The following is a 25,464-nucleotide window of genomic DNA, read 5'->3' as shown; positions in this document are numbered from 1 at the left end:
ACATCCTGAAAGATCTCCCACAGCCTGTCCGGCACCAGACGCAGAACTATGTCCATGCCGGGAGCAACGATCCAGCACCAATCGAGACACCGTCTAAGCGACGACGCCCCTCCCGCCTTCGGACAGGAGGGGCAGCTGCCCGGCCGTTCAGGCCGCGCAGTCTCTACGGGCAGGACTCGTCGAACTTCACAGCAGTCAGCTCAACCGGCTGACCATTCAGAGTCTCGCCCGGGCTCGGCGACTGGGTGCACACCTGCCAGTTGCTCTCCAGCAGCACCATGCGGTCCTCGCTGGCGTCGGTTACGGTGACCGACGTCCCTGAGTCGAGGGCGCCGCGGGCCGCTTTCACGGACTTGCCGGCCAGGTTCGGCATCTTGCCGCCCTCCACCGTCGGCTCCTTCTGGTCCGTCGCCGGGCAGGTCTCCTCCAGCTTCACCGCGCCGAAGTCCAGCTCCGTGTCCGTGGGGATCGTCTTCCCCGCGGCGAAGTTCTGCGAGCACACCTTCCAGTTCCGATCGAAGGCCTGCATCCGGTCCCGGCCAGCGCTGTCATGCGACTTGAGGAGGTAGAACCCGTCGGCCTGCGCCTTGTCCTGCGCGGACTGAAGCCCCATACCGACGAAGTTCGCGACGGTCCCCATCTCGGCCGGCTCGTCGCTCTTCGCTGACGCCTTCGAATCCGCCGTGGGCGCGGCCGGTGTCGGGGTGGCGGGCGCCTCGGTCGCCGGAGTTGCCGGGTCACAGCCGACCAACGCGAAAACGGCCAGACAGCTGGCAGTGGCAGCGAGCGTGCGGATGCGCATTGCGTCCCCCCAAGGGTGCTTCGTGAAGGCCTGACCGTAGCGTCGCGAAATGAGGTGGGGGAGCAAGATGTTCCGGTGGTGACGGAGTTGTGACCAACACGTGGGGGATCAGTGCGGGCCATCTAGTGCAGGGTGGGCTGCCAGCCGCCCCAGATGTGTACGCTGGAAATCGGCGCGGGGCCTGAACACGTAGGAGCACACGTCATGTTCGAGATCCCCGATCGCGTCGCAGACCTCTTTGGTAATCACCAACTCCGCGTGGAGTTCGACCGGGCCCTCCGCGCCGCGGGGAAGTTCGAGTCGCGCGAAGAGGAGTGGTTCTACACCATGTCGTTCAGTGGGGCGGCCCGGACCTCATACCGCCGCCTGGCTCGATTCGACAGGGCGAGCCTCCCGACCGAGCAGCGGGAACTCATAGCCGGCGTGAAGGCACTCACTCACCGCCTCATTACGTCGGGCTATGCCATCGACGCGGCAGCCAAAGCCGGCTCGCACGTGAACGAGGACTGGCCCGACCTCCTCGACTTCGTGCAACGAAAGTGCACCGCGCGCGTCGGGCTGCCCGGCCACGAGGGCTGGGAACGGTGCTTCACCCACATCGTGGATCGCGCCGAAGCCGCCGTGCAGCCGAGCCGGCCCGCTGAAGATCGAGACGCTGCCTACGCAGTCCTCCAGCACTTCGCCTCGTTCTTCTCCGGTGACACCGGGTTCGAGAGGGCGTGGCTGATCGACGTTCCTGTGCCTGAGGTCGAGTAGGCCCTGGTCGATCGGATACGGCGGCTACAAAGAAGTCTGCGCTCCGAACGCCCCGCCGCAACGCCTGTTTGCGCGGGGCGTTCGGACGTTTCCTACTTTGAGATGGCGGGATCGGGTTCGGACTCTGCGGCCGGACGCAACTTGTGCACGCGCAGGCCGGCTGCCCTTGCTCGCATCGCCTGCCCGGTGTCGTAGGTGAGTAGGCGCACGGGCCGTGCTGCTACCAACTGCACCATCGCAGCGCGGTCGACGATCTCGTCATCATTGATCGGAAGACGGGAATGTCCCGGGGGGTCGAAGAGGATCTCAACCGCAACGCGCCCGTGGGGTACGCCGCCCGACTCCAATCCGGAGTAGTCCGCCGCCTTGATGACAGCGAAGTCAGATCTTTGCGTCAGGTGCTTATCCAGGACGGCAAGGGTGTACGCAGCGCGCCACCTGCGAACCCGCTCCTTACTCTGCTTCAAATTGTCAAGCTCGTCCACAATGACCATGGGAAAAAGTAGGCGGACGTGCTCCTCCCTGATGTCGAGTAGCGAGTGAAAGTTCCAGTCCAGCAACTTGAACTCGTGCTGTATGTACACGCTGCTGTCTGCGACAACGAGGACACCTTCGCTGCCCCAGTCCTCCCCTTGCTTCCTCAAGGCGGCTGCGGTTTCGCCAAGTTCTGCCACCCGCTCCTCCATCTCCAGTGAGATGAGGTCGTTGAGGAGAGCTTCCTGATGACTTCCGGCGAAGCCTCCCGCAGCACCAGAAAGCAGGGCATCGTACCGGCGGGTCAGTACCAGGCGTGTCATGTCCTCGGTGCGGACAAGGTTGCGGAGGAGGCGGGCCGATTCGGTAGCCCAGCGAAGGTACAGAACAAGACGGCTGTATGACGTGCCGGTGAACGGGCCTCGTAGGTTGTCGATTTTGATCCTGACGGTGTCGAGGGTACGGAGGAGGTGATCCCGGTCTGTGCCCGGGAGGGGCGTCACAAGCATGCGCGAAGTGTGGCAGTCGGCGATGTTCGGTGCCGACTGGCTACCGCATAACGTTCCCTTACGGGCTGGGACTGCCCGGATCGACGAAGGGGGGCAGAGCCCAAGCCTGAGCAGCAAGAGGTACGGGGCCCGCCAGTTGCCATGAGCTCGCTCTCACGGCCGTCAGGCATGCGCAGGAACCCAGGCGCCGCATCGAAGAGGTCTACGGGTGAAGCCTCGTCTGCGAGCGTGATGCTTCCGGCCCAAGTGCTGTCGCGGTCGGACTCCCGGTTATCTGTGCGGTTCGGGTCGTATCGCAGCACAAGGGATGCAGTGACCGCGGCCTCCCGTCCGTCAGGGAATACCGCTGTCGCAGGGCCGACGTAGCGAAGCCGGCCGTCGCCAGGGTGGAAGGGGGCGCGTTCTGCCATGGCGGGAGGCTAAAGGTTGTCCCGTAATAGGGGTACGGCGTCTCGCGGCATACTTGGCGCTCGTTGATGACCTTGGTCGGTGCTGTGGGGGCGTTCGTGTTTGAGTTGCGATGTGAGGCGGTCCGCTGGGTGGATGATGAGCCCTGGCCCGGTGTGGTCGAGGTTCAGTTCATGGATGCGGCGGGACGGCGCTGGTCGCTGTTCGACAAGGCCCCGATCTTTGCGGCGATGGGCGAGCTCGGCCCGGACACGTCGTATCCGGTGGAGGTCACCGTCGCCTGCGCGGTCGCCGAGGGCGATGGCCTGGCGGGGGACGACGAGTTCGTCACTGTCTCCACCTCGCCGCACGGTGTCAGCACGCCTGACGGATACGAGAGGTTCACGGTGCGGCGGGACCAGCTCACCCGCTGAGCGCAAGGTTGTGGAGCCGTGCGACGCCCAGTATTGCGTGATGCACCCCAGCTCCGCTCAGGCGGCAGTTGTGAAGGATCTTCCAGTTCTTCATCCGCGAGAAGACGTGCTCGACCCGGGCTCGGGCTCTGCGGTGCACGGCGTTGTCGGCTTCCTGCTCGGGTGTGAGGTGGTCTTGTCCGGGACGGCGCCGGTGCGGAATCAGGGCGCCGGTTCCCTGGTAGCCACCGTCCGCCAAGACCGGTGCGTCACGGCAGGCCCGGTCGACGCCCGACTCGGTGAAGGGTGAGATCGCCAGCAGTGGTGCGAGGTTGTCAAGCACTCGGTCCGCGGCGGACTTCGAGATCCCGAACAGTGGGGCGACCTGCCGCAACGTCAGGTTGGTCCGCCAGTATGTGGCTACCAGCAGCACCCGGTCCTCCAGGCACAGTCGCCACGGCCGGCCGCGCTGGACGTCACCGCCGCGACGGCGGACCAGCGCGACCAGCTTGCGGAACTGCGACTCGCTCAATCCCGAGAACGGCTCGATCCACCTCGGATCGCTCGCCGAGATCACCCCACCCATACCGTGACCAACGCGAGAGCAGGCCAGCAGTTACGGGACAGCCTTTAGCGCAGGATCGACTTCTCGATGCCCTGACTGCCGCCGGAGAAGCCAACTGGCTTGAACACTGAAGCGCCCCCGCCTCTTCGTCGCGGCAGGGGGCGGGGCGCTTCAGTGCGTGGGCCTACCGGCCCATCTTCTTCAGCTCAGCCGGCGAGAAGTCCTCGCCGCACGTCGTGCACACCTTGTCGCCGGTCTGGGAGCTCAGGTAGTACTCCTTCGCCAACCTGGGGTGCTCGCACGGGGGAGAGCCCTTGGCTTCCCATTCCTTCTGAAGACGCGTCGCGTCGGCTGCCTGCATGCCGGAAGAGTACGACCACCGCTTGGCCTGCATTGGCGCGGGTGCCGGTCCGAGTGAGTGGCGGCGAATGGAGTTGCCTGATCGGCGGCTCACTCCTCGTTGCTGACGCGCAGGGCTAGGTCTCGGAGCACGTCCGCGGAGGAGGTCTCGGGGTTGTGCTGGTCGTGCTCGGCGGCAAGCAGGTGGAACGCCGCAGCAAAGCCAGCGAACGCCTTGAAGAGGGGGCTGCTCATGGCTTCGCCGATCGCAGCTGCTACGTCCTGTGGCGACGCGTCGCCCGGGACTTCGAACGAGGTCGAGACCAGTTCGTTCACCAACGCCCCGACGAGGCCAAGCGCCTGGTCGTCGGACGCGTCCTGTTCCACGTCATCGGCGACCCACTTTCTGGTCTCGGTCAGGATGGCGATCACGCGGGTCATCACTTCTGCGTCCTTCATGCCGTGAGCCTAAAGCGCGTCACTGACAGCAGGCAGCTTGCTGCCCGTTGTGAAGGTCGTTCATCAATCGGTCGGGACGTGAACATGAGCGTGTTGCGCTCGAACTCCCCTATTCACCCCCAACGTTGTTCATTAACCCGTTCATCTAAGTGGTACTGTTCAGATTCCGTACCGAGGCGTTTGATGAACGAAGGGGATTCGCATGGCCTTAGTCGGCCTCGTCCGAGTCAGTACCGACAAGCAGAACACCCAACGGCAGCACGATGCACTCGACCCGATCTGCCTCAAGGTCTTCGAAGAGAAGATCAGCGGCAAGCTCGCCGTCGACGACCGCCCCACCCTCAAAGCCGCCCTTGAGTACATCCGCGAAGACGACATGCTCTGCGTGCAAGAGGTCGACCGTCTCGGCCGCAACCTCCTCGAAGGCCTGATCGTCCTCAACGACCTCTTCGAGCGAGGTGTCGCCGTCAAAGTCCTGGAAGGCATCGCGGCTGGCGACCACACCGAACGGTCCTTCATTCTCGACCTCGCGCTCGCCCTGGCCGAAGACCGGCGTCGCGACATCGTCAAGAAGACCAAGAACGGACTGGAAGCGGCTCGGAAGCAGGGGCGCGTTGGTGGACGCAAGCCCGTCATGACGGACGTTCTTGTGGCGCAGGCGGTGGGACTACGAGACCGCGGCTTCACGATCCGGCAGATCCAGCCCCACCTCCGCATCGCCGAAGGCGCGAACAAGGGGAAGAATCCGAGCGTCGGAGCCATCTCGCAGGCGCTTCGCCAGCATGACGCGGGGAAGGGGCGGGTATGACGGGCGATCCGGCGACGCCCCAAGATGTGAGCACGGAAGCTGCCGCTCACATCCAGGCGCTGATGGATCTCTTCCGCCTGGCGTGTCAACAGCAGGGGTGGACGCTGGAGCGCGATCACGGTCTGATTGGCTGGGCCGACGTCAGGTGCAGCGCCGCCCACGAGTTCAGCGTTCGTCCTGTGGACCTTGTGTCTCACCGCGTACCAATCGGGCGGGATCCAAGCGAGCCGTGGTGCAAGAAGTGCTTCAACGTCGAGCGGGTCGCGGAGTGCCTGGCCGCCCTGCAGTCTGTGGCCGAAGCCCAGGGCGTAGATCTGGAAGCGACAGATGGGCGAGATGAGTCTGGCGAAGGTCATGTTGTCTTCGCGGCGAAGTGCCCGAAGGGGCACAGCTTCGAGGCGACAGGGCGTGACGCGACGAACTGGCGCGGAGAGCCGGTTGCCGTGCTATGCCCCGAGTGCTACCAGGCTGCGAAGATCGCCGAAGGATTCGCCAAGATAGAGGTGGTCCTTCGTGAGACTCGATCCACCGTGGCGAAGAAGTACCGAAACGCCGCCGAGATCAGGTGCCGCCGCGGCCACCCGCACACGTTCTACGTGGACAGCCGAGATGGACGCCACGCCATCCGCGCGGATTTCTGCGGCCCCTGTGGCAAGTTGGCCCAGTTCCAGGAGTTCTCGGAGCAAGCCAAAGATCTCGGCATCACCGTGCTTGAGTCGCAGTGGATAGCCAAGTCGCGCTCCCACCGGGCAGTCTGCTTCGCCGGACACGAGTTCGGCCTCGTCCCGAACAAGATGAAGCGTGGATGCCCCGAGTGTCCACGAGGGATGTACGGCGGCACTGTCCCGCCTCATGACGTGTACTACGTCGTGAGCGGATTGGACGCCACGACCGGCAAGGAGACCGTGAAGCCGGGCATCAGCTCCGGGGCCGGCTACAACCGGCTTCGGCAGCACGCCGAGGATGGGTTGACCTTCCAGCATCTTCGCATCTCGGGGTTGCCCCTCGGCATGGCACGAGTGCTGGAAGGGTTCGTCCTGGGCGGGCTCGACGGCGAAGGCTGGCTGTCCACCCGCGGTGTCGAATACTTCCCCGCAGAAGCGCTGCAGGACGTCATGGACTTGGTCGGCGAGTGGTTCACTGATCAGCCAGGGCTGACCATCCGTTCCGTGGTCGTTGACGTCGACGAGGTGTGCGGCGCCGCAGAGGCGTCCGCAGTCCACGCGGTCGTGGACCTTGATGTTGACGCTGCCGTGGTGTTCGACTCCGGTGATGTCACACCTGTTGCGGCATTGATGCGCTGAGTACGTTCGGCCAACCGTTTCCGGTCGCACCTCTTCCACTGTGGCCGGTTTCAGGATCGTTGATCCACGGTCGGACTCGCCATCAGGCAGTTCCCCCGTTCAGGCCCTGCCCGTTTGGACCCCCTTCGGGCGGGGCCTGCTGCACCTCCCGGCCTCCCCACGGGAGGTCACGCGGATGCCGTCAGGCCTTAGCCTCTGGGCATGAGTACACCGCAGATAGTCATCGACCCGGCCAACCCCAATGTTGCGCACGTCGACGTTCCCACCGGTCAACCCACGTCGCAGGCTCTCAGCTACGCCGCGAGCCAGGGCTGGCAGGCAGACCCTCCACAGGCGGCTATTGCTGCTGATGGAAGTCCGGTGCTGCGCCACGTTCTGAGGAAGTAATTCTCGGAGCAACACGCTTCTCCGGCCCTGCCACCGTTGAGGCGAGGCCGGAGAAGCGCGGTATGACTTCCCACCCTCCAGGGTGATCGGGCCGCGGTTCTACGACCGCCGGCTGTCTGTGGCCGGTACCAAAGCGGCATGATCACTAAGACTGCCCGCGGCTGTGCTGCCGCCGCTCTCGCCATCCTGCCCCTGCTCGCCGCAACCCCGGCTCACGCCCAGGCTGAGGTCCTCACCCTGTCCGACGGTATCCAGCTTCTCCCGCTCGCGGCCGAGTCTCGTGAGGGGTATCAGCGCACCAAGTTCAAGCACTGGGTAGACGCCGACCGCGACTCGTGCAACACCCGCGCCGAGGTACTGATTGCCGAGTCGCGCGTTCCCGTCACGATCGAGTCGGGATGCAAGATCGTCGCCGGCGAGTGGTACTCGTACTACGACGGCGTCACCCTCACCGCGCCGGGCGGTCTGGACATCGACCACATGGTTCCGCTGGCTGAGGCCTGGGACTCGGGCGCCTCGCAGTGGACAGCGGCCCGCCGAGAGGCATACGCCAACGATCTCGACGCCGCCCGCAGCCTGGTCGCAGTGACTGCGAAAACGAACAGGAGCAAGGCCGACCAAGACCCCAGCACCTGGCTCCCGCCGCTGGCCGAGGCCCGCTGCACCTACGCAGCCGACTGGGTTTCGACGAAGCTCCGCTGGGGGCTCACCGTGGATCAGTCCGAGGCGGCGGCACTCAACGAGCTGGCCGAGACGTGTGGTGAGCAGCCGATCGAGTACGAGACGGCGAACTGACCCAGGGCGCTCTCAACCTCTGGGGTGGCATTGCGACGGGGCGGGCTTGAAAGGTCACGCCGCCTCGTACCGATGTGCCCGCCCGCCCCGCCACTCCACCCACTCGGGCTGGTCGAGCAGCTGCTCGGCATCGGGGAGCCCTGCCCGCCGCAAGAACTCGACGACGTCGTGATCGTCATGTGCGAGCCCGGCGATTTGCCCGCGGATGGTGACTCGCCGGCCGCCGGTGGGGGAGGGGCGGTGGATGATGATGGGCGCGGCCATACATTCAGGGTGCGCCTGGGGGTGGCATCCTCGCGACTCAGAGGTTTCTCGACACTTCTTCCTCGGTCGAGTAAACCTCCGGCATGGGATGTCCTACTCCCGCGCGCCACTGGTGCCGCTGAGCGTTGTACTCCGCATCGGACTTGAACCAATCGCCGCCGCGAGAGTGGGCGCCGCACTCGCAGCGCCAATGGTAGACCGTCCGCATTTTGGGAACGGCTGGCCTGGACCCTTGTAGTGCACGGCGCAGTTTGTTGAACACGTCCGCCCCCGGTTTCGCCGCTGAGGCCAGAAAGGTTAGCCCAGCATGCCGAGGTCGGTGTCGGGCCGGCAGTGCGTGCAGGCCCGGATCCCCTCGGCGAGCAGCGCCTGGGCCTGGTCGCGGGTGATGGCCCTGCGCCGCTTCCCTGCGGCGTAGCAGCCGCCGACGTGGACCTCGGATGGGGGCGCGCCCTGGCCGATGCCGAGTTCGGCGATCCAGTCGGGTGTGGGTGGCCGGTGTTCTTCGCCGTAGCGTGTCTCGGCTTCGCGCTTCTCAATGGCGGCGATCTGCGCTCGGACCCGGTCGAGGGCCATGGCGAGCCAGGTCTCCAGGACACGGAGACGCGGTAGGTCGGGCGGCAGATCGTTCACGCGTTCGATTCTAGGCCCCAGGATTGGCAGGCGTCGGCGCGCCCACCATCAAACGAGAACTAACCCGGCCTAATGGCAGACAAAAAAGGATCGCGCCGCTATTCTCGTAAAACAGACGTTAATCCATGTCTGTCGATGCGAGGAGCGCCATGAAGATCACCATCACCGTTGAGCAGCCCACAGAGGACTTCCAGGAGAAGCTCCTAGCCCTGCTCGCCGACCACGCCGCCGACATCGAACCCGACACCACCTGGACCAGGGAGCGAGCCGAGCGTCTCTACCTGGCGCTGCCGACCAATGCGCGCCGCATCATCAAGGAGGCCGTCGAACGCGGTGGCTACGTCTCCGCCGACGACCTGCGCACCGGCGAGGATGGCAGCCTGCGTGGCCACAGCGCCGCCATCAAGCGGGCCGTCGACAGAGGAGCCCGAGAGGGGTGGTGGCCGGACACCCTGGAGTCGCCGGTCCAGCCGCAGGGGCCCGGCTTCGGAAAGGTCGTGGGCTACTTGATCCCTGAGCGCCATGTCGAGGCCTTTCGGCACGCAGTCGACAAGCCCTCCCGCGACTGGTGAAGATCACCGAACCGAAAGGACAGGACCATGCTTGCCACACCTGAGCGCGCCCCTGGCTATGGCCGCGCCCCGGACCGAACGATCTGGCACAAGCCGGGCGACGGGCACCGCTGTACCGGGGGCTGCGACTTCCACCCCATCGCGTGCAGCGCCGAGGAGGGCATCGTCGCCCCAGCCCCCGATCGGGACGTGCCGTTGCGGCTTGACGTACCCGACGAGTCCTGGTGCCCAGACTTCCTGGCGCTGATCCGAAGCAAGCGCGCCAACGAGAAGTAGACCGCACGAACGCGGCGCCCCGGCCACTAGACCTGGCCAGGGCGCCGCTGTGTCAGCGTATCGCCCACCTGGGCTGGAACGCACCGTCACCGGCTGGCCAGGTACCGCCTTCGCAGCGGGCCCGGCATCAGCAGGTGCCACCAGCGCTCCAGCAGATCCATTCGGGCAACCTCGACGAAGGAGCGCATGGCGTTCATGAAGAGCACCTCCTCATTCCTGGAGAGGTCCGCCCCATGCTCTTGTTCAAGATCTGTACGGGGCAGATAGTCCTGCTCTTCGGTGTCAAAGATCCATCGCTGCCATTCTCCGATAGCCCCCTCGTCCGCAGTGGCAGAGACGCGATCGACCAGGCCGGAAGCCGCCTCGCGCACCTTCTTCCCAGAGCGCAAATTGACGGCCTGCCATGTGGACCAGACCTCGGCGACGCCATCAGCAGCGGAACGGTTGCGTACTGCGCCAGCGCACGCTTTTAGGAACCGGTCGTAAGCCATCGCACGGTCCTCTCGGCGACCGTGCTTGACGAGCGTCACAGGGCTAGCGGCTGCCTGGGCCATCGATACGAGTTGACGCAGCGCAGCCATCGGGATGGCGGAGGTAGGTTCGGGCATGCGGAGAAAAGTAGCGCGCTCTGCGAGCCACCGGACCGTTTCGAGACAGTCGCCCGAGCGCCTGACCGCAACTGAAGCAGCACTGCCTTGCGCCCGCCAGGCGTCCTCGGTGGCCCAGTCCACCCTCACGGGAGTGCTACGGCACGATGCGGCTACGACCAGCACATATGACCACCTGTCACACCCGATCGCGCTCTGGAATCATGAGGCGGCATCAGCTCAGCCTCTACCCATTGGAGCGCCACCGTGGCAGTCCGCCGCCTCGCCCCCATCGCCGCCGCAGTCCTCGTGGCCGCGCTCGCCGCCTGCAACCCCAGCTCCGCCACCACCAGCGACTCGAAACCGCCCGCGCCCGCCACCAGCGAGGCCCGCACGCCCGCCCCGGGTGCCCCGGCCGCCGACGACGCCCTCACTCTCGCTGACGCCATCGCGAAGCTCCCGGCCGCGGAGGAGCAGCGCGACGGCTACAAGCGGGACTCCTTCAAACACTGGGTGGACGAGGACGGAGACGGGTGCAACACCCGTCAGGAAGTTCTCATCGCAGAGGCAACGACGAAGCCCGAGCAAGGCGCCCGCTGCGCACTGACCGGCGGTGAATGGGTGTCGTACTACGACGAGGCCACCGTCACGAACGCCCGCACTCTCGACATCGACCACATGGTGCCCCTTGCCGAGGCGTGGGATTCCGGCGCTTCCGCCTGGGACGCGGACCGGCGCATGCGCTACGCCAACGACTTCAGCGCCGAGCGGTCCCTGGTTGCGGTCACTGCGAAGACGAATCGCTCCAAGGCCGACAAGGACCCGAGCGAGTGGATGCCGCCGGCCGAGTCCGCGCAGTGTACGTACCTGGCCGACTGGACCGGAACGAAACTCCGGTGGAAGCTCACCGTGGACGACAAGGAGCGCGCCGCCCTGGAGAAGTTGAGCGGCGACTGCACGGACACGGTCGTGAAGTACGAGGTCGCCCCGTAGCTCCGACTGCGACACACGAGCGCCCCCGTCCCGGCTTCGGCTGGCGGCGGGGGCGGTTTCGTCGTGTCCGGGGTCAGGCGCCCTCATCAGGCTCCGGGTGCCGGACGACGCGCTTGAGTTCCCGCTCGACCTCGTACCGGCTCTGCCCCGTCGCCTTGGCGTGCGCGGTGATCGCCGCCTGCACCCGGGCCGCCGTCTCCACGGTCAGCCGCTGCTCCTGCTGCTCAGCCCACGCCGCGCGCTCCAGCTCGATCAGCTCGTCGCTCAGTTCGATTGCCACGGCCGGATCCTAAACGGCGGCACCGGCAGAAGGCCGCAGGTCACGCCGCCGGGGCGGGTACATCGCGCACCACGGCAGGGCCGCCCGGAGGTCGCCTCGTAGGATGCGGTCCATGATTCGCGCAGTCGTGTTCGACGTCGGTGAGTGCTTGGTGGATGAGACCCGGGAGTACGGCACCTGGGCCGACTGGCTGGGGGTGCCGCGGCATACGTTCGCCGCGATGTTCGGCGCCGTCATCGCCCAGGGGCGCGATTACAGAGACGTCTTCCAGGAGTTCCAGCCCGGCTTCGATCTGTACGCCGAGCGTGAGAAGCGCGCCGAGGCCGGGCGGCCGGAGTCCTTCGGGGAGGAGGACCTGTACCCGGAGGTCCGTGACGCTCTGCGCGCGCTGCGGGCGGCCGGGCTGTGGCTCGGCATCGCGGGCAACCAAACCGTGCGCGCCGGCCGAATCCTTCGCGAGCTGTTCACCGACGACGTCGACCTGATCGGCACCTCGGACGACTGGGGCGCCAGCAAGCCCGACCCGCTGTTCTTCGAGCGCCTTGCCGAGGTCGTCCCGCACGCCCCGGAGGAGATTCTGTACGTCGGCGACCGCGTCGACAACGACCTCCGCCCCGGCGCGCAGGCCGGCATGCAGACCGCGCTCGTGCGCCGCGGCCCGTGGGCGACGATCCAGTGGCACACCACCGAGGCGCTGGAGCTGCCTACCTTCCGCGTGGAGACGCTCCTCGAACTGTCGCCGAAGATCAAGGAGTTCAACGCGACAACGCGCTGACCGTGGGCGACCAGCCGTACAGCCGGTCGTCGAGGTCCCGGACGCACTGCTCGTGCTGGTGCGGGGCCAGCGCCCGCCGCACCTCCCGCACCCGGTCCATGCCCATCGCGTACCAGGTCCGGCCCAGCTGATCGAGCGCCCGGACCGCGTACTCGCACGCCGCCTCCGGCGCCCCGGCCGCAGCCTCCACTGCGGCCAGGTCGCCGAGAATGACCGTCGCCTGCTTCTCCTCGGCCGGGGCAAGGGCGTCGAGGACGCCGAGCAGGGTGGTGCGCGCCTGCGGAATGTGCCCGGCCCGAAGCTGCGTGTTGCCCTTGAACGCGGCAAGCCTGACCGTGCTGAACCAGTCCAGCCACGCGGGGCTGTCGTACTCGGTACCGTCGGCGAGGACGTCCTCGGCGTGCCCGATCAGGTGGAGCGCGGTACGGGTATTGCCGCAGCGGGTCTCACACTCGGCCTCGACCGCGTCCAACCACGCGAGCAGCTCGGCGGAGGCCGGGCCGCGGCGGGCATAGGTGCGCGCGGCCACCATCCGCTCGACGGCTGATTCCCGGTCGCCGTCCCACGCCGGGGCGAACGCCATGTGCGCCAGCACGGCAGCACCGAGCAGCGGATCGTCGGCCTCGCCTGCGGCCTGGAGTGCCCGGAGGAGGGTCTGCTGCGCACGGTCGGCCTCCCGCGTGTCGAAGAACTCGATGCGTGCGCCGAGAAGCCACGTCTCCGCCAGTGCTGCGGCGACCGCGCGCCGCGTCTCCCCGGCCGTCTCCGGCAGCAGGGCGCAGCCGAGCGTGGCGTGCGCGATCACTGCCGGGTGCAGGGTTGCCGGGGCGACGGACCAGTACATCCGCCGGTGCGACCGCGTCACGGCCTCGAAGTCGCGTGCCACAGAGGCTGGCTGCATGGTGGCGGAGACCTGGGAGGGCACCGCGGCAAGACCCCCAGCAGGGGCGGGAAGGCCGCGCCGGACGGTGCTGCTCCGGTCGTGGCCGGGCGGGGGCGTGAACCCCAGCGACTCCAGCTCCTGCCCGAGCAGCCGTGCGAGTGCCTGACCCAGCTCGGGATGCGGCCACGGCGGGGTCGCGGTCTCCCACCGTCGCACCTGCCGGACGCCGACCCCAAGGGCGGTAGCCAGAGCCTGCTGGGAGGGGTAACCAGCTGCAAGGCGCGCCGCCTTCAACCGGACGTTGCTGCTGGGCGTCGACGACACACCGACCTCCTGGATGCGAGTCCTGCCAGTGTCACAGCGAGCCCCCCCCGAGGCCAGCCGTCACCCGAAGAGGCGTAGGAAAGTCCTCTTCAGTGCCGCAAAGAGTCCTCTAGAAGTCCTCGGCAAGCCGCTCAGTCTCGGACAGGGTTGTCGCACCGTCACACCCGATGCCGAGGAGCGCTTGATGGCCAGACCCAGCACGCGGACCGTAGGGTCCTGCCACATCGACGGAGCCGGCCACGAATGGGACGCGGTCCGAGTGCCCCGGAGCGTCGGGTACGACACCGTGCGGATCCTCGGCGCTCGCGCGGGCGCCGTCCTGGAGGACCCGCAGGAAGCCTGCCTGTACTTCTTCATCACGCCGGGCGCCGCGCTCACCTGGGACGTCCCCGGTACCCGGGTGCTGGCCCAGGGCTCGCACGTCGTGATCCCCCCGAGCCGCCGCGCGCAGGGCCCCGGCCCGCACTGGAGAGTCTGCCCTGGAGATCAGTGGGTCACGGACGCGGCCGCGTTACGTGCGGCCCTGGAGGATGCAGCTACCCCGCGAGCGGAGGCTGGTCGATGATCCGCAGCGTGATTCGGCATACAGACTGGAGGCTTGGCGTCGACACGCGGCCCGAAGCGCCAGGCCCAGTGTTCGAGATGGAGTGCACGACGTGCGGCCAGTCGTCCGAGGCCGCCAGCCACACGGAAGATCCAGAGGTCTGGGCACTCCGGCACACCGGCCGGAACACCAGCCATCGCAGCTACCAGGCGACCATTACCAGCTTCTTCCGTGTCACCCCCGCCCCCGGCAACCCGCTGCACGAGAGGGGTCAGACCCACTGAACCCGCTCTGCGGGGCAAACGCTTCCGCGTTCTGGCGATGTGCGCTGTACTGACTCTCAGGTCAGTTCGCATCCCGCTTCTTCAGAGGCGGATTGTCCACCGATCCACCGGCAGGATGAGATCCGCAGTTTCCACGGGGGCCCCATGAACATCCAGCCTGGTCCGCACTACCCGGTACGCAACGGTGTCAACCAGCAGGCCGAGGGCATGGGCGTGCTCCTCGCCCAGCTTCGTCACCCCAAGTTCCGCCGCGAACGAGGTGTGTGGCCGGCGCTGGCCTCTCCACCAGGACAGCACCAGCATCGCGGACCTGCCTCCGGGTTCCAGGCACTCGACGGTCGAATGCTGAAGCATCGAACCTGGGGCGACCCCAAGGCGTTCGGCAAGGTCATCTGTTGCGCGCCGAGGCCGGGTGTCCGTCGTCTCGGTGGGGTAGGGCCATTCGGCGTCTACGTCCGTGAGAGTGCGCATGGCAGGAGGATGCGCCACCGTGACGTGGCGTCCCTTCTGTCCGTCAAGGATTCCACCCCGACGGAGTTCGTTGTACGCCAGCCGGACAGTCTGCTCGTGCACGTGATACTGGCGGGCCATCATGGCGCGAGACGGCAGGGCTTGTCCGGGAACCCACTCCTTGGCGGCGATGCGGCGGCGAATGTCGGCGGCGATGCGTCGGAAGGCCGCTTCGCCTGACATTCGAACCCCTGGATCGACCGAAGATCATCGAGTGAGGTTTGAACCTACGAACTGACGCCTACCCCTGATATATCAAGATGGGCTTGCCGCTGTGTTGGCATATGCCTGGGGGGTACGCTCCGGACTGTCTAAATAGAACACCTGTTCACTCGAAGGGATGAACAAGCGCGTGACGATCTCAGTTGCTGGACAAGTGCAGATGGAGGCGGCCATATGCCCCGCCTTACCCGCAGCCAGACACTCGCACGTCCCTCCGGGGGAGCCGATGACTCCTGACGAAATCCTTGCCCTCTACGACTGGACGGCTGGCGTCTGCTTCCGCTGCGCCCGGGCCGGCGTGGACGTCACCGCCGTGGGTCAGATCTCCACGCCGTCGGGAGACCGGTACGACCTTGCCGCATGCGAGCGGTGCATCCTCGCTATGGAGCGCGAGAGGCGCGCCTACGCCGAGCGGAGGGGGCTCAGTTACACGCCGGGCCTGATCGGGTCGTAGACATGCGCGAAGGCGCCGCACTCTCGCTGCGAGAGTGCGGCGCCTTGCTGTAGACGCCCTGGCAGGGGCGGCATTTCCCGGGGAGTTACCGGGGAGAATCTGTTGGTGGGGGGCGACTGGAGAGGGCCAGAAATCTCTACATCTACCCTCGATCGCCCCACCACCGGAACAGGTCGGAACTCATCGGAACGCAGGTCAGGGGCCTATGGCTCCACCCGAGCCGAGAAGTGCCTGGTGACATAACCTGCGCGGTCAGTTCTTCACGGACTACAACCTGCTCGCCGCCGGTTCGGTGATCGTCGCCCTGCCCACCCTGGTGGTCTTCCTGCTGCTCCAGCGCCACTTCGTCGCGGGCCTCACCCTGGGCTCGGGAAAGGGCTGACACCACGGCACGACGGCATAGGCGCCGGGCTCACCGGGTGACGCGGGCGCCGATGCCGTCGAGCATGAGCCGAGCCCCGCCCGGAAGGGCCGCCCGCGTGCGCGCGGCGCGGGTCCGATCGGGTCATCCGGGCCCGTGGACCGAGGGCGTTGTCAGTGGCGGGTGCGATCCTGCGGGTATGGACGAGATCATGCGGCGTCGCGTGTACGGCGCCGATCACGACGACCCCGACCCCGGGCCGAAGCCGGGCCGTTCCTACCGGGAGCTGGTCGGCGGACCGCTCGACGGGCTGCTGCTGGACGTGACCGGCTGGACCGACGTCGCCCTCGCGGACGGCTCCGCCCTCGTCACCGAGATCGGTGCCTATGGTGCCGGTGGCCGGGCGGAGTACGGGCCGAGGGGCGAGGATCCGGACAAGTGGGACTGGCGCGGCGACACGCCCTGACCGCCGAGCGGGAGGGGGGACGCCGGTGGGGGACGAAACGCCGACGTCCCTCGCCAGGGCCGGGCCGCCACGCACGTAGCGGACGCAGGCACGCGGGCCGGGGGCGTGCGGCGGCCGGGGCCTGTCGGGCGGAGCGGGGCGGGGCGGGGCGGGACGCGCCGCCCGTGCGTCGCGCGCCACGGCCTCCACGGCGCCGGCGCGTCCCGCCCCGGATCATCGGCCCCGGTCGATGCCCTGTTGCGGGACGACCACCAGGAAGGCGTCCTGTTCCAGGTCCATCACGACCTCCGCCGCGACGCCCTCGCCGCGACGGGCCGCCGCGAACTCCTCGGCGGGCCAGCTGCCCCGTGGATCCCCGGCGGGAAACCGTTCCAGTACGGTGCGGCGCACGGTGCACCCCCTGTCGTTCGTTCCGATGCCCGCTCCAACGACGAACGGCCCCCGCCGTTACGCCCCGAGCGGCCCGAACGGGCACCGCGGGCCACCGGAAGCAGCCGCCGGCCGGACGGCGTGGTTGCGCTCGGGCAACGTCACGGCCACAGTCGTGTTTTCGCGGCACGGTGTTGCGGGCAAGCCACTGGGGGCTACGGAAGAGGGGGAACCGTGATCGTCTGGATCAACGGTGCGTTCGGCGCGGGCAAGACCAGCGCCGCGCGTGAACTGATCGATCTGATCCCGAACAGCACCTTGTACGACCCGGAACTGACCGGCGCGGGACTGGGATCCCTGCTGCCCCAGAAGAAACTCGCCGAGGTGACCGACTTCCAGGACCTGCCGATCTGGCGGCGCCTCGTGGTCGACACGGCGGCGGCCCTGCTCGCCGAGATCGGCGGGGTGCTGGTCGTCCCGATGACCCTGCTGCGCCAGGAGTACCGCGACGAGATCTTCGGCGGGCTCGCCTCCAAGAGGGTTTCCGTGCACCACATACTGCTCCGACCTGACGAAACGATCCTGCGTCAGCGGATCGCGCACCGGGCCCGGTTCCCCGAGGACCCGGAGCGCGTCGACAGCACCGGCCGCTGGGCGTTCGACCGGATCGCGCCCTACAAGGCGGCGCTCCGCTGGATCACCCCCGACGCCCACACCATCGACAACAGCGTGCTCACCCCGCGCGAGACCGCCGAGCGGATCGCGGAGGCCGTACGGACCGGGGCCGCCCCCGTCTGCGAGATCGTGCAGACCCCCGACCCCACGGCGGAGACCGTCGCGGCCGGGGTGCTGCTCTTCGACGAGCACGACCGGGTCCTGCTCGTCGACCCCACGTACAAACCGGGCTGGGAGTTCCCCGGCGGGGTGGTGGAGGCCGGTGAGGCCCCCGCGCAGGCCGGGATACGGGAGGTGGCCGAGGAGATAGGCATCCACCTCGACCGGGTGCCCCGGCTGCTCGTCGTCGACTGGGAGGCGCCCCGCCCGCCCGGCTACGGCGGTCTGCGGCTGCTCTTCGACGGAGGCACCCTGACCGGCGCGGACGCCCGGAGACTGCTGCTGCCCGGATCGGAGCTGCGCGACTGGCGGTTCGCGACCGAGGAGGAGGCGGCCACCATGCTGCCTCCCACCCGGTACGAACGGCTGCGCTGGGCCCTGCGCGCCCGGGAGCGCTCAGCCGTGCTCAACCTGGAGGCCGGCATCCCCGTGGGCTGAGGCGCGCAGTACCGCCGCCGCGTTCTCGGTGAGCGGTTCGCCGTGGCCGAAGCAGACCGTGGCGGCCTCCAGGTCCGCCAGCCGCCTGAAGGAGACCGCGGCCTGTTCGCGGTCGATGTTCATCACGCCCAGCAGCACCCGCCCCTCCGCCTCCGCGACGCAGTCCCCGGTGAACAGCACCTTGTGCAGGGGCAGATGGATGCCGACCGAGCCCGGCGTGTGCCCGGGGGAGTGGACCACCACCGCCCCGCCGCCGAACGGCAGCACCGTCCCCTCGGACAGCTCCGTGTCCACCCGGGTCGGCGGCGCCACGGGCACCGTCAGACCGTGGGCGTGGATGGGGATCTCCCAGTCCAGCAGGTCCGGTGCAGGGACCTCCGCCTCGCCCCGGATGTACGGGGCGTCGAGCCCGTGCGCCAGGATCTCGCAGCCGTACCGGTCGGCGAGTTCCTGAGCGGCGCCGTAGTGGTCGCGGTGGCCGTGGGTGACGACGATCCGGGCGATCCGGGCCGGATCGTGACCGAGGGCGCGGACCGCCTCCTCGATGGCGGGTCCGCTCTCCGCGTCGCCCGCGTCGATCAGGGTCAGCTCGGTCCCGTCGCGCCAGAGGTAGGCCTGGCCGATCCGGAACCGCAGCAGATGCAGCTGGGGAAGGACGTCGATGAGTTCCATGCCGTGAACCTATGCGCGCCCGCACCGCCGCGACCCCTGACTACGCTCTGGGCGAGCTTCGCTCTGCGCGTAGCGGCTGGCCGGGGCGCGGACGTCGCACCCCCGGCCGGCCGTCCTTCGGGCCCTCAGGCCTTCTTGGACTCCGCGTAGTTCCGCAGGAACAGCGCCTCGGCGACCGAGAGCCGCTCCAGTTCCTCGGGCGACACGCTCTCGTTCACCGCGTGGATCTGCGCCTCGGGCTCGCTCAGCCCGATCAGCAGGATCTCGGCCTCCGGATACAGCTCGGAGAGCGCGTTGCAGAGCGGGATCGAGCCGCCCATGCCGGAGGACTGCATCTCCTGACCCGGGTACGCGCTCCGCATGGCGTCGGCCATCGCCGTGTACGCCGGGCTCGACAGGTCGGCGCGGAACGGCTGCCCCTGCCCCACCTGCTCGACCGAGATCCGCGCCCCCCACGGGGTGTGCGCGTGCAGATGCGCGGTCAGCAGCTTCGTCGCCTCGACGGCGTCGGTGCCCGGCGGCACCCGCAGGCTGATCTGCGCGCGGGCGCTCGCCTGCACGGAGGGCGTCGCACCGACCACGGGCGGGCAGTCGATCCCGATGACGGTGACCGCCGGACGCGCCCAGACCCGGTCCGCGACCGTACCCGTGCCGATGAGCGCCACCCCGTCCAGGACCTTGGCGTCCGAGCGGAACTCCTCCTCCGGATACTGCAGCCCGTCCCACGCCGTGCCTCCGGTGAGCCCGTCGACGGTCGTCGAGCCGTCCTCGGCCCGCAGCGAGGCGAGCAGCTGGATCATCGCGGCCAGCGCGTCGGGCGCGGCACCGCCGAACTGCCCGGAGTGCAGGTTGCCTTCGAGGGTGTCCAACTGGACGCGGAGCATCGTCATCCCGCGCAGCGTGGAGGTGACGGTCGGCAGCCCGACGCGGAAGTTGCCGGTGTCCCCGATCACGATGGTGTCCGCCGTCAGCAGGTCCGGGTGCGCCCGCGCGTACTGCTCCAGCCCGCCGGTGCCCTGCTCCTCCGAGCCCTCCGCGATCACCTTGACCGACACCGGCACCCCGCCGTTGGCCTTGAGGGCCCGCAGCGCCAGCAGATGCATCACCAGACCGCCCTTGCAGTCGGCCGCGCCCCGGCCGAACCAGCGGCCGTCACGCTCCGTCAGCTCGAACGGCGGGGAGAGCCAGGCCGACTCGTCGAGCGGCGGCTGCACGTCGTAGTGCGCGTACAGCAGCACCGTGGGAGCCCCCGCCGGACCGGGCAGGTATCCGTAGACGGACTGGGTGCCGTCCGGGGTGTCGAGCAGCGCCACGTCCTGGAAGTCCTCGGCGCGCAGGGCGTCCGCGACCCACGCGGCCGCCGCCTCGCACTCGCTCTTCGGGAACACGGCCGGATCCGCCACCGACTGGAAGGCCACCAGCTCCGCGAGCTCCGTCCGGGCGCGGGGCATCAACGAGGCGACGGTCTCGGAAATCGGATGGACGGTCATGGGCACGCTCCTCGTAGGTGCGACGTAATGGGTACGAATCCGGCTACCCGGACACCAGGAGTGCGGCATCGCGGGTACGACGGAGGCTCGGCCGATCCTCCCACAGCGGGGAGCGCTCGCAGAGCGCCGTAGGATGCCTGGAGCAGCTGGGGCCACTGGTCGGATCGGGAGCAGAAGCACATCGTGAGCAGCGAGAACGCAGACGCCGGACATGAGCACGAAGAGTCGTCCGTGTGGGATGTCGTCGTAGTCGGCGCCGGACCGGCGGGAGCCTCGGCGGCATACGCGGCGGCGGTCGCGGGCCGTCGGGTACTGCTCCTGGAGAAGGCGGAGCTGCCCCGTTACAAGACATGCGGCGGCGGCATCATCGGGTACTCGCGCGACGCGCTGCCGCCCGGTTTCGAACTGCCCCTGCGGGACCGGATCCACGCGGTCACGTTCTCGCTCAACGGCAGGCTGGCGCGGACCCGCCGCTCCCGGCGCATGCTCTTCGGGCTCATCAACCGGCCCGAGTTCGACGCGGGCCTGGTCGAGGAGGCGCAGAAGGCGGGTGCCGAGCTGCGGACCGGGGCGACGGTGACCCGGGTCGAGCAGCACGGGGCCGCGGTGCCCGACCGGCGCACGGTCGCCGTGGTGCTCTCCGGCGGCGAGACCGTCCTGGCCCGCGCGGTGGTCGGCGCCGACGGCAGTGCCGGCCGGATAGGAGCCCATGTCGGGGTGAAGCTCGACCAGGTCGACCTGGGTCTGGAGTCCGAGATCCCCGTGCCGCCGACCGTGGCCGAGGACTGGGCCGGCCGGGTGCTCATCGACTGGGGTCCCATGCCCGGCAGTTACGGCTGGGTCTTCCCCAAGGGCGACACCCTGACCGTCGGGGTGATCTCGGCCCGGGGCGACGGCGCGGGCACCAAGCGCTATCTGGAGGACTTCATCGCGCGGCTCGGCCTGGCCGGCTTCGAACCGAAGATCTCCTCCGGCCATCTGACGCGCTGTCGCAGCGAGGACTCGCCGCTCTCGCGCGGCCGGGTCCTGGTGTGCGGGGACGCGGCGGGGCTGCTGGAGCCGTGGACCCGGGAGGGCATCTCCTTCGCCCTGCGCTCGGGCCGGCTGGCCGGTGAGTGGGCGGTACGGGTCGCGGAGTCGCACGACGCCGTGGACGCGCGCCGCCAGGCGCTCAACTACGCCTTCGCCATCAAGGCCGGACTCGGCGTCGAGATGAGCGTGGGACGCCGCATGCTGAAGCTCTTCGAGCGCCGCCCCGGTGTGCTGCACGCCGTCCTGACCGGATTCCGGCCCGCGTGGAACGCCTTCGCCGGCGTCACCCGGGGCACGACCTCGCTCGCCGAACTGGTCCGCTCGCACCCGCTGGCGCAGCGCGCGCTCTCGGCGATGGACCGCTAGGGCGTGTCCCGAAGCCGGGGCCTGTCCGACCGTTCCCGTCTGCCGGGCGTTGTCGGACAGGCCCTGGCGCCGTCCGTTCCGGGGCCGGTTCCGCGCGATGCGCGGTCCGGTCCCGGAGTCATCGCTCGACGCCCACCCGGAAGACCGGGTGGTCGGGGAGGGCGGCCAGGAGTTCGGCGTCCGTGGACGTGGCCGTGATGCCCTTGAAGTACTGGTTGACCTCCCAGCCCCAGCGCTCCAGATAGGCGCGGACGACCGCCGCCTTGTGCGCGTCGTCCCCGATCTCCGTGGCCGTGAACGTGCGTGTCCTGCGGCCCACGCGCAGCTCGCCGCCGCCCGCCGCGCGCATATTGCGTACCCACTGCGAGTGGCCCCGCGCCGAGACGAGGTACTCCACGCCCTCGTAGGTGTGGAGGTTCACCGGGATGCGCTGCATCCGCCCGCTCGTGCGGCCCCGCACCGACAGCTCCCGTGAACCCATCAGGCTGATCCCGTGCCGCGCCAGCCAGCCGACGAGGCTGTTCATGCGGATGGTGAGGGCGCTGCCCCGGCGGTAGTACGGCTGCGACATGGTGACCCCCATGGTTGGTGAGAGCGGTGCTCCGGTTATGTGAGCGGTGCTCTCGCTTGAGATCAGTGTGCATGGGTGCGCCGTTCAAAAGCAAGAGCACTGCTCTCGTTCTTGGTCGGTGCTCCGAATCCGTGGCAGACTGGCGGGCATGAGCGCAATCAAGGGAGCCCGGGAGCGGGCCCGCATCGAGGTCACCGCGGCCATCAAGGACGAGGCCCGCCGGCAGCTCGCCGAGGAAGGGGCGGCGAAGCTGTCGCTGCGCGCGGTGGCGCGCGCACTGGGCATGGCCTCGTCGGCGCTCTACCGCTACTTCCCCAGCCGGGACGAGCTGCTGACGGCGCTGATCGTCGACGCGTACGACTCCGTGGGCGCGGCGGCCGAACGCGCCGACCGTGCGGTGACGGAGGCCCGCGTGCCTTTCGCCGACCCCGAGTCCCCCGCTCCCGCGCACGGCATCGGTCTCGCCCGCTGGACCGCGATCGCCTGCGCCGTCCGCACCTGGGCCCTGGCCCATCCGCACGAGTACGCGCTGATCTACGGATCGCCCGTGCCGGGCTACGTCGCCCCGCAGACCACCGTCGTCCCGGCCTCCCGGGTCGGCCTCGCGCTCATCTCCGTGGTCGAGGAGGCCCACCGCACCGAGGGCATCGCCCTTCCGCCGCTCACGGAGGAACTGCGCCCCGAGGCCGAGCGGCTGGCCGCGGCGTTCGCCCCCGGACTGCCCCCGGGCGCGGCGGCCCCGCTCGTCGCCGCCTGGTCGCAGCTCTTCGGGCTGCTGTCCTTCGAGCTGTTCGGCCAGTTCCAAGGGGTGGTGGAGGACCGTGAGGTCTTCTTCCGGCACGCCGCGGCGGAACTGGGCCGGACCGTCGGGCTGCTCGGCGCCCGGTAGCCGTCCCGCACGGCCCCTCCCGTCCCGGCCCGCTCCGTGCGCGCGTACTCCCGGGGGAGTACGGGCGGTCGCCACGCCGGGCGGACGCCTCCGTGACGGTCCGCGGTCTAGCGTGGCCGCCATGGAAGACGAGCGAGCGGGGACGGGCGGCGGACCCCCCGAAGGGCGGGGCGCGGCGGCGCACCGTCCTGTGCGGGCGAGGAGCCCCCGGGGCGGCGGGGAACCGCCGCGCTGGCTGACCGGCGGACGCGACGGCGGGCGGAACCGGCTTCCCTGGGCGTCCACGGTCCTGATCGGCGTCGTCGTCATGGTCGGCTCGACCGTCGCCGCGCACAGCCAGACCGGTGAGAAGGCACCCCTCGACCTCTTCGCCCGCCTGCTGCTGCTCGCCTCCGTCGTGGTGCTGCTCTTCCGGCACCGCCATCCGGTCGCGGTCGTCTTCGGGACCTCGGCCGCCGCCACGGTGTATCTCGGCGCGGGCTATCCGTACGGACCCGTCTTCCTGGCCGTCGCGGTCGGTTGCTTCAGCGCGGTCGTCGCCGGTCACCGCCGTGCCGCCTGGTCGGCGGTGGCCATGGTGTGGGCGGGGCACATCCTGGTCGGCCACTGGCTCTACCGCCGGCTTCCCCCGGCCGGCGACGCCGCCACGCCCTGGGGGCAGGAGGTTGGCGTCGCGGCGTGGGTGGTGGCCATCGTGGCCGCCGCCGAGTTCGTCCGCGTACGCCGGGAGCAGTGGGCCGCGCAGCGCGCCGAGCGGGCGCGCGCGGAGCGGCGGCGGGCCGACGAGGAGAGGCTGCGGATCGCCCGAGAACTGCACGACGTCCTCGCCCACAGCATCTCGGTCATCAACGTCCAGGCGGGCGTCGGGCTCGCGCTGATCGACACCGACCCCGAACAGGCCCGCACCGCGCTGACGACCATCAAGGCCGCCAGCAAGGAGGCGCTGGGCGAGGTGCGGCAGGTCCTCGACACGCTGCGCACCCCCGGCGACGCGCCCAGGACCCCGGCCCCCGGACTCGACCGGCTGCCCGAACTCGTCGAACAGGCCGCGAGCACCGGCCTCACCGTCACCGTCACGACCGAGGGCGAGCGGGGCACCGTGCCGCCGGGCGCGGACCTCGCCGCGTTCCGGATCGTCCAGGAGGCCCTGACCAACGTCGTCCGGCACTCCGCCTCCCGTACCGCCCGGGTCCTCGTCGGCTACGAACCGGACCGCGTCCTGCTCCGCGTCGACGACGACGGACCCGCCACCGGCACCGAAGCGGGCGGCAGCGGCAACGGACTGGCCGGGATGCGGGAGCGGGCGGCCGCCCTGGGTGGCACCATCGAGGCGGGAACCGCACCCGGCGGAGGCTTCCGGGTCCGGGCCGAACTCCCGCTGACCGGCGGCCTCGACGGCCCGGCGCACCGGAAGGGGACACCGTGATCCGCGTACTGCTCGCCGACGACCAACTGCTGGTCCGGGCGGGGTTCCGGGCCCTGCTGGACGCCCAGCCGGACATCGAGGTGGCCGGGGAGGCCGCCGACGGCGAGGAGGCGGTGCGCCTGGTGCGCGAGCTGCGCCCCGACACCGTGCTGATGGACATCCGCATGCCGCACCTCGACGGCCTGGCCGCGACGCGCGCCATCACCGGCGATCCCGCCCTCGACCGGGTCAAGGTGATCATGCTGACCACGTTCGAACTCGACGAGTACGTCTTCGAGGCGATCCGCTCCGGTGCCTCCGGCTTCCTGGTCAAGGACACCGAACCGGAGGAACTGCTGCGGGCCGTCCGCGCGGTCGTCGGGGGTGACGCCCTGCTCTCCCCGGGCGTCACCCGCCGGCTGATCGCCGAGTTCGCGGCCCGCTCCAGGGAGCCCGTCGCCCCCACCGCGCTCGGCGAACTGACCGAACGGGAACGGGAGGTGATGGCGCTGGTCGGCCTCGGGCTCTCCAACGACGAGATCGCCCGGCGCCTGGTCGTCAGCCCGCTCACCGCGAAGACCCACGTCAGCCGGGCCATGGTGAAGCTCGGTGCCCGTGACCGGGCCCAACTGGTCGTCCTGGCCTACGAGTCCGGGCTGGTCCGCCCCGGCTGGGCGGTCTGATCCGGGGCGGCCGGAGCACGTCCGCCGATCTCGCGCTCCGCGCCCCGGCGTCCGAACCGCGACAGGACGTCGACGGTCCGGCCGAGGAAGACCACCGCGGCCGTGCACGACGCGACCTTCAGCAGTCCGGCGCCGACGCGGCCCGAAGAGAGGAACGCGGGAGCGCAGACGGCGGCGAACGCGACCGCCGCCAGCAGGGCGGCGGTGACCGCCGCGAAGACGATCTCGACGGTCATGGCGTCACGTTCCGCCTGGTCGCGCTCTCCCATGACCGCAGTGTCACAGGCGG

The 25,464-nt window shown here is 69.2% G+C and carries 34 protein-coding genes and 1 pseudogene; 19 read left to right on the top strand and 16 right to left on the bottom strand.

From position 1 onward, the window contains the following. Window positions 1–163 precede the first annotated feature (163 nt). Complete coding sequence (locus tag ACWCXC_RS35025; protein WP_450891607.1) at window positions 164–802, bottom strand: PASTA domain-containing protein; 639 nt, start codon at window positions 800–802, stop codon at window positions 164–166. 204 nt (window positions 803–1,006) lie between these two features. Here ACWCXC_RS35025 and ACWCXC_RS35020 point away from each other — a divergent pair, with 204 nt between their 5' ends. Continuing rightward, the gene (locus ACWCXC_RS35020) at window positions 1,007–1,558 is read left to right on the top strand and encodes a hypothetical protein (protein WP_450891606.1); all 552 of its coding nucleotides are present in this window, start codon (window positions 1,007–1,009) and stop codon (window positions 1,556–1,558) included. A 92-nt stretch (window positions 1,559–1,650) separates the two neighbouring features. Here ACWCXC_RS35020 and ACWCXC_RS35015 read toward each other — a convergent pair whose 3' ends face one another. Further along, entirely contained in the window at window positions 1,651–2,541 is an 891-nt protein-coding gene (locus tag ACWCXC_RS35015; protein ID WP_450891605.1) for a PIN domain-containing protein, read from the bottom strand. 476 nt (window positions 2,542–3,017) lie between these two features. Here ACWCXC_RS35015 and ACWCXC_RS35010 point away from each other — a divergent pair, with 476 nt between their 5' ends. Then, window positions 3,018–3,362 carry a hypothetical protein gene (locus ACWCXC_RS35010; protein WP_450891604.1) on the top strand — a complete coding sequence of 115 codons (345 nt, stop codon included), beginning with the start codon at window positions 3,018–3,020 and terminating at the stop codon, window positions 3,360–3,362. On the opposite strand, the gene ACWCXC_RS35005 is transcribed toward ACWCXC_RS35010, so the two are convergent. The 3 genes from ACWCXC_RS35005 to ACWCXC_RS34995 all read right to left on the bottom strand — a co-directional run bounded on the left by ACWCXC_RS35005 (window position 3,352) and on the right by ACWCXC_RS34995 (window position 4,704). Further along, window positions 3,352–3,927 carry a transposase family protein gene (locus ACWCXC_RS35005; protein ID WP_450891603.1) on the bottom strand — a complete coding sequence of 192 codons (576 nt, stop codon included), beginning with the start codon at window positions 3,925–3,927 and terminating at the stop codon, window positions 3,352–3,354. The genes ACWCXC_RS35010 and ACWCXC_RS35005 overlap by 11 nt on opposite strands. A 163-nt stretch (window positions 3,928–4,090) precedes the next feature. Next, window positions 4,091–4,267 carry a hypothetical protein gene (locus tag ACWCXC_RS35000; RefSeq protein WP_450891602.1) on the bottom strand — a complete coding sequence of 59 codons (177 nt, stop codon included), beginning with the start codon at window positions 4,265–4,267 and terminating at the stop codon, window positions 4,091–4,093. 89 nt (window positions 4,268–4,356) lie between these two features. Then, window positions 4,357–4,704 (bottom strand): hypothetical protein, encoded by a 348-nt coding sequence (locus tag ACWCXC_RS34995; protein WP_450891601.1) that lies wholly within the window; start codon window positions 4,702–4,704, stop codon window positions 4,357–4,359. Window positions 4,705–4,906: 202 nt separating this feature from the next. Between ACWCXC_RS34995 and ACWCXC_RS34990 the strand changes: the two genes are divergently transcribed. The 4 genes from ACWCXC_RS34990 (at window position 4,907) to ACWCXC_RS34975 (ending at window position 7,998) form a co-directional block, all read left to right on the top strand. Beyond that, window positions 4,907–5,512 carry a recombinase family protein gene (locus ACWCXC_RS34990; RefSeq protein ID WP_450891600.1) on the top strand — a complete coding sequence of 202 codons (606 nt, stop codon included), beginning with the start codon at window positions 4,907–4,909 and terminating at the stop codon, window positions 5,510–5,512. Next, complete coding sequence (locus tag ACWCXC_RS34985) at window positions 5,509–6,816, top strand: hypothetical protein (RefSeq protein WP_450891599.1); 1,308 nt, start codon at window positions 5,509–5,511, stop codon at window positions 6,814–6,816. The genes ACWCXC_RS34990 and ACWCXC_RS34985 overlap by 4 nt, the downstream gene beginning before the upstream one ends. Window positions 6,817–7,017: 201 nt before the next feature. Next, window positions 7,018–7,203 carry a hypothetical protein gene (locus ACWCXC_RS34980; protein ID WP_450891598.1) on the top strand — a complete coding sequence of 62 codons (186 nt, stop codon included), beginning with the start codon at window positions 7,018–7,020 and terminating at the stop codon, window positions 7,201–7,203. Between the two features lie 138 nt (window positions 7,204–7,341). Beyond that, a complete protein-coding gene (locus ACWCXC_RS34975) occupies window positions 7,342–7,998 on the top strand; it encodes an HNH endonuclease family protein (protein ID WP_450891597.1) in 657 nt (218 codons plus the stop codon). Between the two features lie 54 nt (window positions 7,999–8,052). Here ACWCXC_RS34975 and ACWCXC_RS34970 read toward each other — a convergent pair whose 3' ends face one another. Both ACWCXC_RS34970 and ACWCXC_RS34965 read right to left on the bottom strand, forming a co-directional pair. Next, window positions 8,053–8,262 carry a hypothetical protein gene (locus ACWCXC_RS34970; RefSeq protein WP_450891596.1) on the bottom strand — a complete coding sequence of 70 codons (210 nt, stop codon included), beginning with the start codon at window positions 8,260–8,262 and terminating at the stop codon, window positions 8,053–8,055. Window positions 8,263–8,559: 297 nt separating this feature from the next. Further along, on the bottom strand, window positions 8,560–8,895 hold the full coding sequence (locus ACWCXC_RS34965; RefSeq protein ID WP_450891595.1) for a DUF6233 domain-containing protein: 336 nt from the start codon (window positions 8,893–8,895) through the stop codon (window positions 8,560–8,562). A 149-nt stretch (window positions 8,896–9,044) separates the two neighbouring features. Between ACWCXC_RS34965 and ACWCXC_RS34960 the strand changes: the two genes are divergently transcribed. Together ACWCXC_RS34960 and ACWCXC_RS34955 are read left to right on the top strand one after the other, a co-directional pair. Then, entirely contained in the window at window positions 9,045–9,467 is a 423-nt protein-coding gene (locus tag ACWCXC_RS34960) for a hypothetical protein (protein ID WP_450891594.1), read from the top strand. A 27-nt stretch (window positions 9,468–9,494) separates the two neighbouring features. Beyond that, window positions 9,495–9,743, top strand: coding sequence for a hypothetical protein (locus ACWCXC_RS34955; protein WP_450891593.1), 249 nt, complete (start codon window positions 9,495–9,497; stop codon window positions 9,741–9,743). Window positions 9,744–9,829: 86 nt separating this feature from the next. On the opposite strand, the gene ACWCXC_RS34950 is transcribed toward ACWCXC_RS34955, so the two are convergent. Then, window positions 9,830–10,351 carry a hypothetical protein gene (locus tag ACWCXC_RS34950; RefSeq protein WP_450891592.1) on the bottom strand — a complete coding sequence of 174 codons (522 nt, stop codon included), beginning with the start codon at window positions 10,349–10,351 and terminating at the stop codon, window positions 9,830–9,832. 246 nt (window positions 10,352–10,597) lie between these two features. Here ACWCXC_RS34950 and ACWCXC_RS34945 point away from each other — a divergent pair, with 246 nt between their 5' ends. Beyond that, the gene (locus ACWCXC_RS34945) at window positions 10,598–11,323 is read left to right on the top strand and encodes an HNH endonuclease family protein (RefSeq protein WP_450891591.1); all 726 of its coding nucleotides are present in this window, start codon (window positions 10,598–10,600) and stop codon (window positions 11,321–11,323) included. 73 nt (window positions 11,324–11,396) lie between these two features. On the opposite strand, the gene ACWCXC_RS34940 is transcribed toward ACWCXC_RS34945, so the two are convergent. Then, complete coding sequence (locus ACWCXC_RS34940; RefSeq protein WP_450891590.1) at window positions 11,397–11,603, bottom strand: hypothetical protein; 207 nt, start codon at window positions 11,601–11,603, stop codon at window positions 11,397–11,399. A 112-nt stretch (window positions 11,604–11,715) separates the two neighbouring features. On the opposite strand from ACWCXC_RS34940, the gene ACWCXC_RS34935 reads away from it, so the two are divergent. Next, a complete protein-coding gene (locus ACWCXC_RS34935; protein WP_450891589.1) occupies window positions 11,716–12,378 on the top strand; it encodes an HAD family hydrolase in 663 nt (220 codons plus the stop codon). Here ACWCXC_RS34935 and ACWCXC_RS34930 read toward each other — a convergent pair. Beyond that, on the bottom strand, window positions 12,359–13,585 hold the full coding sequence (locus tag ACWCXC_RS34930) for a helix-turn-helix transcriptional regulator (RefSeq protein WP_450891588.1): 1,227 nt from the start codon (window positions 13,583–13,585) through the stop codon (window positions 12,359–12,361). The two genes, ACWCXC_RS34935 and ACWCXC_RS34930, sit on opposite strands and share 20 nt — an antisense overlap. Before the next feature lie 243 nt (window positions 13,586–13,828). Here ACWCXC_RS34930 and ACWCXC_RS34925 point away from each other — a divergent pair, with 243 nt between their 5' ends. After that, window positions 13,829–14,413: a DUF7848 domain-containing protein gene (locus ACWCXC_RS34925; protein ID WP_450891587.1), complete on the top strand. Its 585-nt coding sequence runs from the start codon at window positions 13,829–13,831 to the stop codon at window positions 14,411–14,413. Window positions 14,414–14,494: 81 nt separating this feature from the next. On the opposite strand, the gene ACWCXC_RS34920 is transcribed toward ACWCXC_RS34925, so the two are convergent. Then, on the bottom strand, window positions 14,495–15,106 hold the full coding sequence (locus ACWCXC_RS34920) for a GntR family transcriptional regulator (RefSeq protein WP_450891586.1): 612 nt from the start codon (window positions 15,104–15,106) through the stop codon (window positions 14,495–14,497). Between the two features lie 265 nt (window positions 15,107–15,371). Between ACWCXC_RS34920 and ACWCXC_RS34915 the strand changes: the two genes are divergently transcribed. The 3 genes and pseudogenes from ACWCXC_RS34915 to ACWCXC_RS34905 all read left to right on the top strand — a co-directional run bounded on the left by ACWCXC_RS34915 (window position 15,372) and on the right by ACWCXC_RS34905 (window position 16,426). Continuing rightward, a complete protein-coding gene (locus ACWCXC_RS34915) occupies window positions 15,372–15,599 on the top strand; it encodes a hypothetical protein (RefSeq protein WP_450891585.1) in 228 nt (75 codons plus the stop codon). A gap of 238 nt (window positions 15,600–15,837) precedes the next feature. Beyond that, window positions 15,838–15,981 (top strand): annotated as a pseudogene (locus ACWCXC_RS34910) (carbohydrate ABC transporter permease); the annotation flags it as partial. Between the two features lie 178 nt (window positions 15,982–16,159). Then, window positions 16,160–16,426 carry a hypothetical protein gene (locus tag ACWCXC_RS34905; protein WP_383634416.1) on the top strand — a complete coding sequence of 89 codons (267 nt, stop codon included), beginning with the start codon at window positions 16,160–16,162 and terminating at the stop codon, window positions 16,424–16,426. Between the two features lie 213 nt (window positions 16,427–16,639). Here the strand turns inward: ACWCXC_RS34905 and ACWCXC_RS34900 are convergent, their stop codons facing one another. Continuing rightward, entirely contained in the window at window positions 16,640–16,816 is a 177-nt protein-coding gene (locus ACWCXC_RS34900) for a hypothetical protein (RefSeq protein ID WP_450681994.1), read from the bottom strand. 213 nt (window positions 16,817–17,029) lie between these two features. On the opposite strand from ACWCXC_RS34900, the gene ACWCXC_RS34895 reads away from it, so the two are divergent. After that, entirely contained in the window at window positions 17,030–18,067 is a 1,038-nt protein-coding gene (locus ACWCXC_RS34895; protein WP_450891584.1) for an NUDIX domain-containing protein, read from the top strand. Here ACWCXC_RS34895 and ACWCXC_RS34890 read toward each other — a convergent pair. Together ACWCXC_RS34890 and ACWCXC_RS34885 are read right to left on the bottom strand one after the other, a co-directional pair. After that, window positions 18,026–18,739, bottom strand: coding sequence for an MBL fold metallo-hydrolase (locus ACWCXC_RS34890; protein ID WP_450891583.1), 714 nt, complete (start codon window positions 18,737–18,739; stop codon window positions 18,026–18,028). The genes ACWCXC_RS34895 and ACWCXC_RS34890 overlap by 42 nt on opposite strands. 125 nt (window positions 18,740–18,864) lie before the next feature. Further along, window positions 18,865–20,229, bottom strand: a complete 1,365-nt coding sequence (locus ACWCXC_RS34885; RefSeq protein WP_450891582.1) for a M20/M25/M40 family metallo-hydrolase — start codon at window positions 20,227–20,229, stop codon at window positions 18,865–18,867. Window positions 20,230–20,412: 183 nt separating this feature from the next. Between ACWCXC_RS34885 and ACWCXC_RS34880 the strand changes: the two genes are divergently transcribed. Continuing rightward, window positions 20,413–21,627: a geranylgeranyl reductase family protein gene (locus ACWCXC_RS34880; RefSeq protein WP_383634407.1), complete on the top strand. Its 1,215-nt coding sequence runs from the start codon at window positions 20,413–20,415 to the stop codon at window positions 21,625–21,627. 118 nt (window positions 21,628–21,745) lie between these two features. Here ACWCXC_RS34880 and ACWCXC_RS34875 read toward each other — a convergent pair whose 3' ends face one another. Continuing rightward, complete coding sequence (locus ACWCXC_RS34875; RefSeq protein WP_450891581.1) at window positions 21,746–22,198, bottom strand: nitroreductase/quinone reductase family protein; 453 nt, start codon at window positions 22,196–22,198, stop codon at window positions 21,746–21,748. Between the two features lie 148 nt (window positions 22,199–22,346). Here ACWCXC_RS34875 and ACWCXC_RS34870 point away from each other — a divergent pair, with 148 nt between their 5' ends. From ACWCXC_RS34870 to ACWCXC_RS34860, 3 genes are all read left to right on the top strand, one after another. Beyond that, window positions 22,347–23,087 (top strand): TetR/AcrR family transcriptional regulator, encoded by a 741-nt coding sequence (locus tag ACWCXC_RS34870; RefSeq protein WP_450891580.1) that lies wholly within the window; start codon window positions 22,347–22,349, stop codon window positions 23,085–23,087. Window positions 23,088–23,208: 121 nt separating this feature from the next. Continuing rightward, complete coding sequence (locus tag ACWCXC_RS34865; protein ID WP_450891579.1) at window positions 23,209–24,513, top strand: sensor histidine kinase; 1,305 nt, start codon at window positions 23,209–23,211, stop codon at window positions 24,511–24,513. Beyond that, the gene (locus ACWCXC_RS34860) at window positions 24,510–25,175 is read left to right on the top strand and encodes a response regulator (protein ID WP_450891578.1); all 666 of its coding nucleotides are present in this window, start codon (window positions 24,510–24,512) and stop codon (window positions 25,173–25,175) included. The genes ACWCXC_RS34865 and ACWCXC_RS34860 overlap by 4 nt, the downstream gene beginning before the upstream one ends. Here ACWCXC_RS34860 and ACWCXC_RS34855 read toward each other — a convergent pair. Beyond that, entirely contained in the window at window positions 25,136–25,444 is a 309-nt protein-coding gene (locus tag ACWCXC_RS34855; protein ID WP_450682002.1) for a DUF6332 family protein, read from the bottom strand. The two genes, ACWCXC_RS34860 and ACWCXC_RS34855, sit on opposite strands and share 40 nt — an antisense overlap. Window positions 25,445–25,464 lie beyond the last annotated feature (20 nt).

The sequence above is a fragment of the Streptomyces sp. NPDC001515 genome (assembly GCF_053597115.1).
This window is presented reverse-complemented; position numbering and strand designations above follow the sequence as displayed.